14 protein-coding genes are annotated in these 14921 nt (G+C 44.1%); all 14 read right to left on the reverse strand.

The features are described 5' to 3' along the window. Nucleotides 1-30 precede the first annotated feature (30 nt). Nucleotides 31-831, reverse strand: a complete 801-nt coding sequence (locus tag KH180_RS03920) for an ABC transporter permease (protein ID WP_290756671.1) — start codon at nucleotides 829-831, stop codon at nucleotides 31-33. Nucleotides 832-844: 13 nt separating this feature from the next. Further along, nucleotides 845-1702 (reverse strand): ABC transporter permease, encoded by an 858-nt coding sequence (locus tag KH180_RS03925; protein WP_290756674.1) that lies wholly within the window; start codon nucleotides 1700-1702, stop codon nucleotides 845-847. Next, on the reverse strand, nucleotides 1677-2804 hold the full coding sequence (locus KH180_RS03930) for an ABC transporter ATP-binding protein (protein ID WP_290756677.1): 1128 nt from the start codon (nucleotides 2802-2804) through the stop codon (nucleotides 1677-1679). The genes KH180_RS03925 and KH180_RS03930 overlap by 26 nt, the downstream gene beginning before the upstream one ends. Before the next feature lie 19 nt (nucleotides 2805-2823). After that, on the reverse strand, nucleotides 2824-3171 hold the full coding sequence (locus KH180_RS03935) for a P-II family nitrogen regulator (protein WP_009288959.1): 348 nt from the start codon (nucleotides 3169-3171) through the stop codon (nucleotides 2824-2826). 17 nt (nucleotides 3172-3188) lie between these two features. Then, the gene (locus KH180_RS03940; RefSeq protein ID WP_290756680.1) at nucleotides 3189-4268 is read right to left on the reverse strand and encodes an ABC transporter substrate-binding protein; all 1080 of its coding nucleotides are present in this window, start codon (nucleotides 4266-4268) and stop codon (nucleotides 3189-3191) included. A gap of 104 nt (nucleotides 4269-4372) precedes the next feature. Next, nucleotides 4373-6088, reverse strand: a complete 1716-nt coding sequence (locus KH180_RS03945) for a ComEC/Rec2 family competence protein (RefSeq protein ID WP_290756684.1) — start codon at nucleotides 6086-6088, stop codon at nucleotides 4373-4375. Between the two features lie 180 nt (nucleotides 6089-6268). Continuing rightward, nucleotides 6269-6916 (reverse strand): HAD family hydrolase, encoded by a 648-nt coding sequence (locus KH180_RS03950; protein WP_290756686.1) that lies wholly within the window; start codon nucleotides 6914-6916, stop codon nucleotides 6269-6271. Between the two features lie 18 nt (nucleotides 6917-6934). Beyond that, nucleotides 6935-7594, reverse strand: a complete 660-nt coding sequence (locus KH180_RS03955) for an HAD family hydrolase (protein ID WP_290756689.1) — start codon at nucleotides 7592-7594, stop codon at nucleotides 6935-6937. Then, the gene (locus KH180_RS03960; protein ID WP_290756693.1) at nucleotides 7588-8382 is read right to left on the reverse strand and encodes a Cof-type HAD-IIB family hydrolase; all 795 of its coding nucleotides are present in this window, start codon (nucleotides 8380-8382) and stop codon (nucleotides 7588-7590) included. Before KH180_RS03960 ends, KH180_RS03955 begins: the two co-directional genes overlap by 7 nt. A gap of 152 nt (nucleotides 8383-8534) precedes the next feature. Next, nucleotides 8535-8984 (reverse strand): PTS sugar transporter subunit IIA, encoded by a 450-nt coding sequence (locus KH180_RS03965; RefSeq protein WP_290756695.1) that lies wholly within the window; start codon nucleotides 8982-8984, stop codon nucleotides 8535-8537. Beyond that, complete coding sequence (locus tag KH180_RS03970) at nucleotides 8984-11077, reverse strand: BglG family transcription antiterminator (RefSeq protein WP_290756698.1); 2094 nt, start codon at nucleotides 11075-11077, stop codon at nucleotides 8984-8986. Before KH180_RS03970 ends, KH180_RS03965 begins: the two co-directional genes overlap by 1 nt. Nucleotides 11078-11145: 68 nt before the next feature. Further along, complete coding sequence (locus KH180_RS03975; RefSeq protein WP_290756701.1) at nucleotides 11146-12018, reverse strand: class II fructose-bisphosphate aldolase; 873 nt, start codon at nucleotides 12016-12018, stop codon at nucleotides 11146-11148. A 52-nt stretch (nucleotides 12019-12070) separates the two neighbouring features. Further along, nucleotides 12071-13345: an alcohol dehydrogenase catalytic domain-containing protein gene (locus tag KH180_RS03980; protein ID WP_290756704.1), complete on the reverse strand. Its 1275-nt coding sequence runs from the start codon at nucleotides 13343-13345 to the stop codon at nucleotides 12071-12073. Nucleotides 13346-13366: 21 nt separating this feature from the next. Then, a complete protein-coding gene (locus tag KH180_RS03985) occupies nucleotides 13367-14710 on the reverse strand; it encodes a PTS mannitol transporter subunit IICB (protein ID WP_290756706.1) in 1344 nt (447 codons plus the stop codon). Between the last annotated feature and the right edge of the window lie 211 nt (nucleotides 14711-14921).

The following is a 14921-nucleotide window of genomic DNA, read 5'->3' on the forward strand; positions in this document are numbered from 1 at the left end:
ACAAAATAGTACGTCATTTAGGCCTTTATGTCAAGCTTCTTCCTTCTTTTCCATCCTCATCTCAAAAAATGTAGCTGCCAGCATAAGAACTACTGTACCGAGAATCATCAATGTAGAGAGCGCATTTACATCGGGTGATACCCCTTTTCTTACCATTCCCAGAATTTTAATCGGAAGCGTCATGCTGTCCGGGCCGGTTGTAAAAAAGCTTACCACCACATCATCCAGGGACATGGTCAGCGCCAGCATAGCTCCGGACAAGACGCCCGGCAGAATCATAGGCAGTGTAACTCTCCTGAAAATCCTCCAGTCATTTGCCCCAAGATCCCTGGCTGCCTCTTCCACGGAAGGATCAAATCCTGCCAGTCTGGAACGCACAGTGATGACTACAAAAGGCATAGAGAATGTTACGTGGGAAATGATCAAAGTCATCATGCTCATCTGAACCTTTACCATGGTAAAAAACGCCAGCACTGCAATTCCCAGAACGATCTCCGGAATCACAATGGGAATATAGAGCAGATTGCTGACTGTCTCCCGGCCTTTAAACTTATAGCGATACATTCCTACGGCACAAAGTGTACCCAGAATCACTGACAGCAGCGTGCTGACAGCCGCCACAATTAAAGTATTAAAAAAGGACTGCATCAGCTGGACATTCTCGAACATTCTCCCGTACCACTCAAAGGTAAATCCCTGGAATGTCACATTGAGCTGGGATTGGTTGAAAGAAAATGCGACGACAACTGCAATCGGCAGATATAAAAACAGATAGAAAAGGCACGCATAGCAGATTGACAGCGGCCTCAGCCCAAACTTTTTCTTTTTCATCACGTCATTCCTCCTATACCATATCCTCTATGCTCCCAACCCGCGTATAAAGCTTCATGATCACAATGGTCACCACAATAAGCGCTATAGCAAGGGCTGCCCCCAAAGGCCAGTTTCTTGCAGTCAAAAACTGATTCTTTATGACATTGCCGATGTTCATTGTGGTGGCTCCTCCCATCATATCGGTAATAAAGAAATAACCCAGCGACGGAATAAAGGTCTGTACTGATGCTGCAAAAATACCCGGCATTGTGAGCGGAAGTATGATCTTGCGGAATACATGTGCTTTGGAGGCTCCCAGATCACTGGCCGCTTCCAAAAGTGAAGGGTCCAGTTTTTCAATGGAAGAATAAAGCGGAAGCACTGTAAATGGTATCAGTGCATACACCATTCCCAGAAGCACGGCTCCGTCCGTATAAAGCATCTGCAGCGGCTTTTGTATGATTCCCAGACTCATCAAAAGAGTATTCAGAATTCCTTCCTCTCTTAAAATACTGTTCCACCCATAAGTACGGATCAGCGAATTAATCCAAAAGGGCAGCATGATCAGCAGTACACAGAATGGTTTCCATTTCTTTTTTGTTTTGGAAATGATATAGGCAAACGGATACCCAAATACCAGACAAAGCGCTGTGGTTTTCAGTGACAGCCAAAGGGAGTCCAAAAGAATCTTCATATATTTTGACTGAAACATTGTTTTATAGGCTGTCAGGTCAAATGTATTTATGACTCCTCCGTAGATTCCCTTCTTCATAAAACTGATACCCACGATATATAAAAGCGGCAGTACTAAAAACAGTATCAGCCAGAGAATTGTAGGCGATACCGTTGCCAGAAACGGTATCTTACTGTTCTTCTTTTTCATTTTCATTCCCGGCCCCCTCTATTATTTCATAGACCCGGTCTTCCCGTGTGTGCATGACTACAGCTTTTCCCGGAAGCCAGTGAAGATATACATTGGTTCCTGCCGGAATGATCTCATCCTCCGGAGGATTTGTCATCCTGATCAGCTGGCTGCTTGGCAGTTCTATGATGGTTTTTATGATAGATCCCACAAAGATATGTTCCGTCACAGTTCCCCGCAGTGTAAATCCATCCACAGGCTCCATAGATACCTTCATGTTTTCCGGCCGCACACATACATAGACCATCTCATCATAATCAAATTCAGGGGCATAAAGCTCGACTTTCCCTGATTCCATCACAAGTGAGACTCTGTCTTCCTTTTTTTCTTCAATGTAGGCCTCAAATATATTGGACTCCCCGATGAAGTCCGCCACAAATTTAGTCTTGGGATGATCGTAAATCTCTACAGGAGTGCCCAGCTGCTCAATTCTGCCCTCATTCATGACTGCAATCCGGTCACTCATAGTCAGTGCTTCTTCCTGATCATGGGTCACATAAATGAAAGTGATCTTCAGCTTCTTCTGCAGTTCCTTTAATTCAAACTGCATCTGTTTTCTGAGCTTTAAATCCAAAGCTCCCAGAGGCTCGTCCAAAAGCAGCACCTTGGGCCGGTTCACCAGGGCTCTGGCAATGGCAACCCTCTGTTTCTGTCCTCCGGACATCTGGGACGGCATCCTCTTCTCCATTCCCTGAAGCTGTACCAGCTCTATCATCTCGCTGACTCTTTTTTTGATCTCCGGCTTAGGCACTTTTTTTTCCACAAGCCCGAATGCCACATTATCAAAAACATTCATGTGAGGAAACAGTGCGTAACTCTGAAACACAGTATTGACATCCCGGTGATTGGGTGCCATTCCTGCCACATCCTGATCCTCTAAATAAATCTGTCCGCCGTCCGTCTCCTCAAATCCTCCGATCATCCGCAGTGTGGTCGTTTTTCCGCAGCCGGACGGACCCAGGAGCGTTAAGAACTCTCCCTGGGCCACATCCAGATTCAGATGATTTATGACAGATTTTCCTCCGTAAATTTTTTCTATATCTCTTAAGCGTACAATGACATTTTTCAACGAAGTTTCCACCACCCTTCTACAAAGTTTCAGCGCCCCGTTCTCCGGTGCGGATGCGCATCACATCATCCACCGGGGATATAAAGACTCTTCCGTCTCCCACCTGTCCGGTAGCCAGTTCTTCATGAATGGCTCCCAGCAGATCTTCTACATCTTCTTCCCATACGACCACCATCACTACCACTTTCGGCAGAAGGTTGATCTCAAAATTCATCTCCTCAAACTCAGGAATAAACCCTTCCTGATATCCGCATCCCATCGCCGTAAAAACAGTCATGCCCGAATAATCTTTCTTCTCAAGAATTTCTTTTAACTTTTCCAGCTTTTCTGGACGAATGATAATATCCAGACGTTTCATCGCTTTCATATTTTTCCCTCCCACACTTACTCAGTCTTCAATTTTGTATACAAATCGTCGTAAACGCTTGCCGCATCTTTGACATCATCAATATATTCTGCCCTTTTCAGCTCCTTCTGATCGACGTTTGCTCCCGGATTTTTCAGATAATGATCATCCAGCAGCTTTTTGGTGCCATTATTAATGCACACACCATAGTATTCATCCAGAACCTTTTTATAGTTTTCCGGCCGTAAAACGTAGTTGATAAACAGTCTGGCCTCTTTTGCATGCTTGGCTCCCTTAATGATAACAAAATTGTCCAGGCATTTCTGGGCAGCCTCTTTTGTATAAATTACATCCAAATCTTTATTTTCTTCAATGGCCATAGCCGCATCCATGCTATAGACAAGCCCGACTGCCACATCATTGGAAATCAGCACACTTTTTGGTGCATCTGCATCATAAACCTTGACATTTTCAGCAAGCTTTTTAAGCCACGGCAGCGTACTCATGATCTCATTCTTATTAGTAGTGCTGGAGCTGTAGCCCTTCACCTTCAGTGCCATTGCAGCGATTTCCCTGATATCATCCACCAGGACAATATTGTTCTTCAGTTTTGGATTGGTCAGATCATTGAAGCTTTTGATATCCACACCCAGCTCTTTTAACTTCTTTTTATTTCCGCAAAGAACTGTAAAGGATGTCATATAAGGGATTGTATATTTATTATCCTTGTCAAACGGCTGGTTTAAGGTGCTTTTGTCCAGGTATTTAATATTTTCGATCTCATCCTTCCTGATCGGCTCAATTAAATCCTGTTCTTTCATAGCATCAATCACATAATTGCTGGCAATCGTCATATCATACTGCCCGGTGCCCCCTGCAGTGAGCTTCGCGAGCATTTCCTCATTGGATGTAAAAGTAGATTCCACCACTTTGATTCCATATTCCTTTTCAAATCCATCCATCACACTCTGGGGAATATATTCAGTCCAATTATAAACATAGAGTTTCTTTGCATATCCGTCCTTTGTTTTTTCTTCTTCCTTCCCGCCGCATCCGGCCAGCAAAGATACGGTAAGTGCCATTAAAAGCAGCAGGACTGTCACATTTCTTTTTCTCATATCACTTCTCCTTTAAAATCTGCCATATTTAAAATGCCGTCAGCTTACACTGACGACATTCACTCTTCCTATCCTATTATCTACTATCTTTTTTCATTTGTCTATTATTTTTTTATATAAAATCCGTTGGTCTTCCTTGTCGTAGTATTGCCGGATTTGTCAGTAAATTTCACATAGACACGAACCCATTTTTTCTTTTTTTTGTAGGTTACGCTGTTTCCTGTCTTCCATTTATATTTCGTATGCTTCTTTCCCTTTGGCACAATTTTATACTGAACTTTGGACTTGCCGCTGGTTCCGTAAGAGGCAGAAAAAGTAAGCTTGATGGATTTTTTATACTTTTTGTTGTAACGGTTCTTTGCCGAAGTCTTATAAGTTTTAATCCCGGACTTGCTGCCCTTAATCTTTGCACCGGACGGAGCAGAGGTATCCACCGTAAATCCCGGAAGTTTGATCACAGTAGAACCGAGCCACGTATTGTATTTGACATAAATTCTTCCTACAGATCCATTTTTCACCGCTGCAGAACTGCCTGTCCGGTAAGGAACTGTCCGGTTATCCTGCCCCTTCTTTACAAATTTGTATTGTACACTCTTTACTTTTGTAAACGGCTGCGGCACTCCGGAAAACTTCACTGTTATATTTTTCTTTTCATACAGTTTATAGCTGTTGGCTGCACTGTAGGCAGTCGGAACCAGTTTGTTCTTTCCATTGGAAGATACACTGATACTTTTCATTGTCGGAGATGATTTTTTGGCTGGATTATAATCACCCTCGTAGCTGGGGACGTTATTTCCTTTTTCTGTACTGACTGATAAACTGGCTCCGTCAGAACTTACAACAATAGTACCTCTGTTGCTGGTCAGATAGACATCGGAGCCAGCCAATTCTTTTAGTACTCTCGGAAGAGGCGACTCATTATCATTGTCATAGCCGTTGCTGACCACGGAAATTGATGCATTTGCTTTATCAAACAAATACTTATGGTCAGATGGATAGTTCGTTCCAATTTTATTTTCTTCTAATACATCCTGCATCCCATGATGCGGAACCTTCAAAACCTGGGCTGACAGATTATATCCTTTTTTCACAATTGCATCTATGGTCTGTCTTTGCGCATCACCAGTCATAAGAAATGTATTGCTTCCATTGGTGATCCTACATACAATAGAGCGCTTATTAATCTCCCGTATATCCAGATTTACTTTTCTTCCAAATTGGTATGAAGCTTCATCTGCCGGACCATAAAACTGCATGCGGGCATTTCCAACATTTACTGTACTTCCCATGGCGGGAACTTCATAGAAATTTTCTCCCTTATTATTTCTCTCAGCGTAAGCATCAATCGCCTCTAAAGTGTCCTCATAAAATGCTTTGCTGAATTCTTTGTCGTCTCCGTTCGCACCGGCATATTTTAATTCCCTATTGTTTCCGTATATTTTTTCAACATCAATATCATCATCCTGAAGTATCCGTATCAGTCCACCAATATGATCTCGGTGCGGATGAGTCAAAAGGATAAACTTGAGCTTAGTAACCCCTTTCTTTTTGAGATAATTGTATGCCCAGTCTTCTGTTTCAATCTTTTCTCCTTTTGTTGTAGTATAATAGTCAGCTCCGGTATCAATCATGGCATATTCTGCACTGCTGCCTTCTCCATACTGAAGGAGAGCTCCGTCTCCGGCTCCTACATTAATATAATGAATCTGAAATTTCTCAGCCGCCTGAACCTGCCTTTTTGTAATACTCCCCGCTGCAGCAGATACAGCAAGTACCGCCATCAGCAGACAGCTGATCCACTTTTTGATTCCCGCTTTCATAAACAACCTCTTTCTTTCTGCGTTCTCTAGTTTTCTGTTCCAGTATATTGTCAGTATTTTTCTTTTTCCGATTATAAACATAACATATTTTTAATAAATATTCAATATTTTGTCATATCTTTGTAACAAATAAATCTCTCCGGTAAAAATCCGGAGAGATTTATTTTCTAAGTCTTCTGCTTAAAAGCTCCTACATAATTCCAGCGTAATATCTTTCATCGATGTCACAATATGATCCGCCGGCTTTAACTCCTGATTGGCAACAGCCAGATTCCGGAATCCGATCACGCTCATTCCGGCCTTTTTGGCTGCCGTGACTCCGTTGTTGGAATCCTCTATAACAAGACATTGCTCCGGCTCTGTCCCCAGCAGCCCTGCAGCCCTTAAAAACACATCCGGAGCCGGTTTGGGATGTTCACATTCCTTTCCGCTGACCAGTGCCCGGAAGTATTGACGGATTCCGAAATAGTCCATCACCTGCTCAATATCCTGTTTGGAGGAAGAAGAAGCAACTGCCAGAGGAATCCCGCCTCTGTGAATTTCCCGGATCAGTTCGAGTGTACCCTCAATGGCCTCGTAACCTTCCTCCCTGATCCTCTGTTTTCGGATCTCCTCTGCACCCTTTACACATTCCTCCACAGGAATCTCAAGGCCCAGCATCTCTGTTGTGGTCTTCCACATATATTCCGATGCACCTCCGAAAAACTGCTCAAAATATTCTTTTGTAATGCTTTTGCCATACCTGGAAAGAAATTTGTTGGCCACAATATAAAAACCAGGTTCTGTGTCAACAATAACCCCATCCATGTCAAAAATAACTGCTTCCACTCTTTTTCTCCATATAATCTATTTGGTGAATAAACTTTCCAGCGTCTTTAAATCAGCTTCTTCTAAAGAATGCACAACCTTGTGGGCTTTCTCATGGGACGGGCTTCCATATTCTGGATTGCTGAACCCAAGAACCTTCATTCCTGCCCTGGTTCCAGCCAGCACACCGTTGGCAGAATCCTCCACCACTGCGCAGTGTTCAGGCTCAACGCCCAGCTTTTGGGCTGCTGTAAGAAAGATTTCCGGATCAGGTTTTGAATTTTCACAGTCTTCCCCTGTCACCAATTCATGGAAGAAATCAGAAACACCTAAATCCTCGGTGATCCTTTTAATATGATCCATAGGAGAGGAAGATGCAACTGCCATCGGAATTCCCGCCTCATGGATCTCACGGATCAATTCTATTGTCCCTTTAATCGGCGTAAATCCTTCCTCCCGGACCACTTCTTCATAAATCTCAAAAAAGCGCTCATTACAGTAATCAACCGTGGTATCCAGTTCCAGGTACTCAATCGTATCGGTAAACAGCTTTTCCATCGTTGTTCCAAAATAGCGTGCATTGTACTCCTCATCCACATAGGCGTCAAATTCATCCAGCAGCCTCAGCAAAGATGTATAGTACCCCGGCTCAGAATCTACAATAACTCCATCCATATCAAAAATAACTGCTTTTAACATAATTCCCCCTTTAATACTGCTTTTAATACCTTCAATACTCCGTCTTCTTTATTTGAAGCTGTCACAAAATTTGCAGCCTCCTTTACTTCATCCCTGGCATTGGCAACTGCGAAGCTGTGCGCCGCCCGCTTAAGCATCTCTATATCATTAATGTTATCACCAAACGCCAGCGTCTCATCTGCAGAAATATTATAATGCTCCTGAAAACGTTTCAGGGAACTTCCTTTATTCACTCCAAGATTCATGCAGTCTACCCATTTTTCACCTGCACTGGCAACATAAATTCTGCCGCCCCATTTATCATAAAACTCTTTTCCGACCGCATCTTCCGCATTCTGATTATGGAATACGGAAACCTTACATACTCCGGCCTCCACTTTAAATAAGTCCTCTACCATCACTGCGTTATAGCCATAATCGTCCTTCATATGGCGGTAAAGCATCTCCGAATCAAAATAGCTGGTCTCCCCGTCATTAAGAGCGCAGGTACATCCCGGAATCTCCATGGCATCTTCCATTATGCTCTTCACAATAAAAGGGTCCATCACATCTACATGCTTATATTCTTTTGATGTGATGCAAGAACCATTTTCAGACAAGAAAATAATATCATCTTTAATTGGTTCAAAAAAACGCTCAATGCTTTTTCTCTGACGTCCGCTGGCGGCCACAAAGAGCACTCCCCGCTTCCTGAATTCCCGGATCACATCAAAGTATTCCGGATTCAGGTTCATAGCCGCTTCTTCCACCAAGGTTCCGTCAATATCAGTTGCAATTAGTCTAATCATGGGCATCCTTTCTATGAACATTTGTTGTCGCTGTAACGGTATCTTTTACAAATATCTGCAAAAATATAAAGGTCCTGATACCATAGCTAATGCTATCATATCAAGACCCTAAATTCAATCATCACCAATGATTAATATTGCCTGATTCCTGATTATAAACTGCAGAACATTTGGTATACCCGTTCTTTGTCCCGGCACCGGACCAGACGTTCCACCTGCTTTCTGTCACTGAAAATGTTCGCGCAGTGCATCAATATTTCCATGTGTTCATCTCCCACAGCCGCAAGCCCCATAACTACCTTGACTTGATTTCCATGCCAGTCTATTCCGTCGGGATAGATCAAAACAGAGATCCCAGTTTTTAAGATCTGATCCCTGACCCTCTTCTCACCATGAGCAATTGCCAGCATATTCCCCAGATAAACAGAAAAATTCTGATCCCTCGAAAGCATTCCTTCAATATAACCGCTTTTAATATAACCGCTTTTCAGCAAAAGACTGCCCGCATTGATAATGGCTTCTTCCGGGGTGGCTGCTTTACAGTCCAAAACGATATTTTCCTTCATCAGTACAGGTTTTTCTTCTCTATCTTTGTATGTCATTACAATCCCTCGATTCCCTCTTCCTCGGCTGCACGATTTAAATAATCTTTGATCTGCCGTCTGAGTGCTGTGATATCTTTATTTTCCAGGTACTGAAGTATCTTTTCATCATTGACAAAACCTTCCGAGATAACTGCCAGCGTATCTCTGATCTCTTTATCTTCTTTTTTATCTACGATCATCAGGACACCTTTGTCAAATCCCTTAAAATCAGGATGAGTTCCATTCTGGTGTTCCAGTGTAAAAAACAGCAGCACCGGTTTTTTGTTTCCAGGAATATTACAGTGAAAAATCAGAAAGTTCCGGTCTTTTAATGCCACCTGTCCGTCCTTCTCCCGCAGCAAAACTGCATCAAGACAGGCTGTCCTCTGAATCTCATCCATTCCGGTATGGCATCTGAGAAGTTCTTTTACCGCTTCAGCTTTTCCGACAGAAGCATCCGCAGTGACAATCTTAAGATCCTCCAAAAGTTCCAGGGAGGTTGTCCTTTTAAAGTTCGCCATATCCGGAACCTTTTTTTGAATTTTCTGCTCCTTCAGCAGTTCAAAGTAAACCTGCATCCTCCCAAAATCCTCTTCCTGAAGCAGTGCTCCCACTTCAATAACCGGAATATCCTGTTCAGGAAGTTTCAAAGTCGAAACGATCATGTCAATCCCTCGGATCTCTCTTCCGGTTACCTGCTCAACAGACAGGGGAAACACCTTTACAGAACCTGCAAACCGGTTCTTAATGCTCGAAGACAAAAAACTGGAAATTCCGATGCCGCTGGCACAGACAACCGCCACATTCAAAATGACAGACTGCTTGATCTGTGCTTTTTTCCTTTCAATGGCTGCTCCGAAATGGAAAGAAAGATACGCAATTTCATCTTCATTGACTTCCAGATGATATTTTGTTTCCATCACCTGACAGACATTTTTGCATATGGTAAAAGTATCTCTGAACTCTGTTTTTATCTGCTCCAACAGAGGATTTTCCAGTCTCATATGGTAATTCAGCCGGTGCAGCGTGGATCTTAAATGAGTTGCAAGACCTTGGTAGAGTACTTTATCCTGGCTGAAATCTTCACCCATCAGCTGTCCGAATGCGGTGATCAGGTCATCGGCTACTATCATACAGTCATACTCATCCAGCATCTTCGTAAGCTCGTCCTGTTTCTCCACTGCATATTTCATTCTGGCCCCTTTTAAATGCATAAAGACATAGGCCACCTCTGATTCCGGCATCTCAATATGGAATTCCCTCTCAAAATACCCGGTCAGCTGTCTGGCTTTCTGATAGTATGTATCCCTTTTTAGGTTTGAGAGAAGTTCTTCCTCCATCGTAATCGTTTTTCCTGCCAAAAGCCTTTCGATTGCAATAACCAGATGAATCACCAGCCCAATATAGGAATGTCTTGTGATCTTGCTGAGAAATTCATCCTCACACTCTCTGAGAATTGCGATGACCTTCTCCAGAATCTCTTCATTTAGCAAATCCAGATTGCTGTTCTTTCCAAGGCTTCGGAAATATTCTATAGCCCGGAAATCCCCTTTGCTTCCCTGAAACTGTTCCACATCTGACTTCATAAGCTTTTCATTGAGGAAATCAATAATGGCGCTCCGAAAACTCTCCTCATCTCCTGTCACTGTGATGCCCAGACCCGGTTTTCTCTCCAGCAAGAGCCGGTGCTCCTGAAACCACGGCCTTACAGCCTGTATGTCGTTGCTGACCGTGGCCTCAGATACCATCAGCTTATATGCATAGTACCCCAGTTTTTCAATGTTCTTTCTCTTCAAAAATTCAATCGTCAGCAAAGCCCTGCGCTGTTCTTTCGTGTAATAAAAAAGCGAAGAATCCCTGTCTGAAACCTCTCCCAGGTAATCGGCAAATTTCTCCCTGTCACCTGAAATCCGGATCCCCTTTCCTGTCTTAGTCTCCAAATGTACACCCAGCCCGGAAAGCTCCTGATTAATACCGCGGATTTCACGAAACAGAGTTCTGGTACTGATTTTCAGTCTCTCTGCTGCCTGCTCCATCGGCAGAAATCCTTCCTCATTAAGTAAAATGCGGAACAGATCCACCTGCCGAAGAGAAAAGAACTTCTGATCCATCTCTCTCACCTAACCCTTTTATTCAGGAGTTTTTACCGTGATATACGCTCTGCCTGCAGACATCACATTTAGTTTCCGCCCCTGAATCTCAAAAGCACCTCTTTTGCATCTTCTTTTAACTTACGGTACGCTTCCTCCTGTACCTCGTGGTAAAACATATCTCCTCCAGTCTCCTTCAGCTTTTCAAATACATGCCGGCTGGCTGCTTTAGACCAATAGGAATGATAATTGATCTTCGTAATCCCTGCTTTGATAGCCTTATCAACCTGGGCCTGATCTACACCGGAACCTCCATGCATGACCAGTCTGGTAGTATCCGGCATCTTCTTCCGCATCTCTTTTACCCTGTCAATGTCCAGCATCGGCTCCTCAGCGTAGATTCCATGTACCGTCCCGAAGCACACAGCCAATGCATCTACTTTGGTTCTCTCTGCAAACTCTGCTGCCATATCAGGATCTGTAAATGTCTTTTTAATTTCTTCCCGCCCAAGAAGTGTAGGCCCTCCGTGAGAATCCCCCGCCGTACTGCTCATCATTCCCAATTCTGCCTCCACAGAAAGTCCCATCTCATGGGCTGACTGCGTAAATTCCCGGATTCTTTTTATATTTTCTTCAAACGGAAGGTCACTGCAGTCATACATGATACTGGAATAACCGCAGCGGATGCCTCTCATTACAAAGCTGAAATCAATGCCATGGTCCAGATGTACGCATACCGGAGCAGATACCCTCTTTGCGTACTCCACAGTCTGAGGTCCGATGTTCTCAATAGGGATCAGACTGTCATGTACCTGGACATGTCCGATGATGACCGGCACTGACAGCTCACTGGCTGCATCCATGGCAGCTCTCGCCATCTCAAAGTTGGGGACATTAAAACACGGAATCGCATATCCTCCCTCTTCTGCCTCTTTTAATATGTTCTGTAAGTTCACTAACATGTCTCTACCTCCATTTTACCTGAAATCTTCCATTGCTTCACTGGGAAATTGTTCAATTATCAATCCATTTTTCGGCAAATAAGACCTTCTCTGCCTCTTTGCACCACACTCCATGATTTTTTTCTAATATATCTGCAATTTTGCGGTAAACCGGATCTTCCTCCGCCCGTTTTTCAAAATCACTGAGTGCCATAAGCGGCAGATCCACATGGGGATAAACCAGCTTCTTTCCTCCCGGGATATCCGGCAAGTTTAAAATGATCTCCGGCACCTCCTGAAGGCCCGTCACATGGGTAATCATATACTCCGGCGTAATCATTCCCTTTTTGGATAAGTCAAACATCTCACGGATATCATCTAAATTTCCTCCGCTGTTTCCCACATAATGAGTCCTTCTGTAATGAATATCATAGAAATTGACTTTCGCTTTAAATTGTTCATCTGTAGGTCCGGCAAAGAAGTTCAGGCAGCCGTTGACGGCCAAAAGGCTGCTGCCCAGTTCCACCAGGCTTTCTGAGGCGGCAAATATCATAATGTCATCATATCCATTCCCCCCGGACAGACAGATCAGCTCCTGTTCTTCGTCTTCCATATCCGACGGATTTACATAGACAAGCTCCACACCGCAGCCGGCGGCCTCCTCCGGGCTGATCAGTTTTTTGGCTCTTAACAGCCTTTCCTCATTGATCTCTGTGACTACCAGTTTCTTTGGTCTGGACGGTCCATGAACTGCATAGTCAACAGCCCCGATTCCCATCGGGCCGCAGGCTGCCATCAGCAGCATACTTCCTCCCTTTTTTGTGCCGTGTATATTGTCATAGACAAACATATCTTCCATGTAATCATGGATACAGGTATGGAAAGCACTAATGATGCAGGACACCGGCTCCCCCATAGAAGCGAATGCAAAATAATCATCCTCATAGGTCAGCAGGCAGCCGGATTCAATATAGCCGCCGGGAATGATTGTATAAGTTGCATTCCCGCCAAAAAATTCAAAAGAATATCCCGGTGCATCCTCACTTCCTTTATAACGGATTCCTGCCTGAAGAAAGCAGGAAGTGCCGGGCTGATACTTATCTTTCCACTTATCTCCTGCCTTCTCGATGATGCCGGCCATTTCATGGCCGGTCACCACCGGAGTCTCGTGCACATTCTCAGGAACCCTCAGGTGTTCTTCTCCTTTCATTGCTGCCTTATAGGTAGAAAAGCAGATTCCATTGGACATTACTTTAATTAATATCTCATCATCCTTGATCTCGGGAAGTTCGGTTTCCCTGATTCTGATATCCTTCTTCCCGTAAAGAGAAGCCATTTTCACACGCATACGATTCCCTCCCTCATAAATCTACTGCTGCTTTTTCAGTTCTTCCACCAGCTGATCATATTCCGGCGCATCCACAAAATTGGAGACCGCAATGATCCGTGCTGTGCTGTTATAAGATTTTGCCCTCTCTGCAAGGCTTGTGTGGGTGAGAATAATCTCCGCATCTTTCGGTATCTCATCCACAGATGTATGAGCTACCTTAATGCTGATCCCTGCTTTGTTCAGCTTGTTTGTCAAGGTTGCAGCTGCCATGGCACTGGATCCCATTCCGGCATCACAAGCAAACACTATTTTTTTCACGCCTTCGTCCAAAGAAAGATCCAGCGGGTCAAAACTCTGGAAGCTGCCCTCATCCTCATCATCCTTGGATCTCTTGTAGATGATAGAGGCCACGATAAAGGATACTGCAGTTGCCGCCGCAATGCCGGCCAGCACGGGCAGTGCGCCGCCCTTAGGTGCCATAGCCATGTAAGCAAAGATACTTCCGGGAGTCGCTGCTGCCACAAGGCCGCTTCCAAGCAGAGAATTGGTAAGGATTCCTGCGCTGCCTCCCAGGATAACCGCCAAAATCAGTGCCGGCTTCATGAGCACATATGGGAAGTACAATTCATGTATACCGCCGAAAAACTGAATGATAATGGCACCCGGTGCGGAACTCTTGGCTTCCCCTTTTCCAAAGAACCAGCATGCCAGCAGAACTCCCAGTCCAGGTCCAAGATTTCCTTCTAAAAGGAAGTAAATAGATTTTCCTGCCACAGCTGCATCTGCCAGCCCCAAAGGTGTCAAAACTCCATACTGGATAGCGTTGTTCAAAAATAAAATCTTTGCCGGCTCAATAATGACGGAGGCCAGAGGAAGCATTCCTGCATCCACAATAGCTTTTACTCCATTTCCAAGAGCATTGCTGGCTCCCTCAACCAAAGGACCCATAATCCAGAAACAAAGCATAACAAGGAGCATTCCTAAAATTCCTGCTGAGAAGTTGTCGTACAACATTTCAAATCCAGCCGGAATTTTGTCCTTCAGCAGACTGTCCAGCTTTTTTACCAGCCAGCCGCCAAGAGGTCCTGCGATCATGGCTCCCAGGAACATCGGAATGGAACCGCCGATGATGATTCCAAAGGTGGCAACTGCTCCGACCACAGCTCCTCTGGTCCCGTATACCATCTTACCTCCGGTATAGCCCATCAGAACCGGAATCAGATAATTGAGCATGGGACTGATGACCGTAGCCATTTTTTCATTTGGAAACCATCCTCCCTGCAAAAAGATCGCGGTAAAAAATCCCCATGCAATCAGTGCGCTGATGTTTGGCAGTACCATGCCGCTTAAAAACCGTCCGAACTTTTGTACTTGTTGTTTCATAGTGCCTCTCTCCTTTCTTAAAAAGATTGTATTGTTGGTATGTCTTTATTATAAAGGATGTCTGAGGCAAATAGTTGCCTAAGCAATTCAACCTTGGCACGATTCAATGCTGTCAAACTTTTAGGCGGGTCTCATATAAATTTTTTTGAAAGTTACGTTCTTGTATATCGTTTTTGGTCGTGCTACTATAAAAAAACATGAAAGGAGGCAT

It is taken from the genome of Anaerostipes sp. (genome assembly GCF_018381315.1).
Taxonomy (GTDB): domain Bacteria; phylum Bacillota; class Clostridia; order Lachnospirales; family Lachnospiraceae; genus Anaerostipes.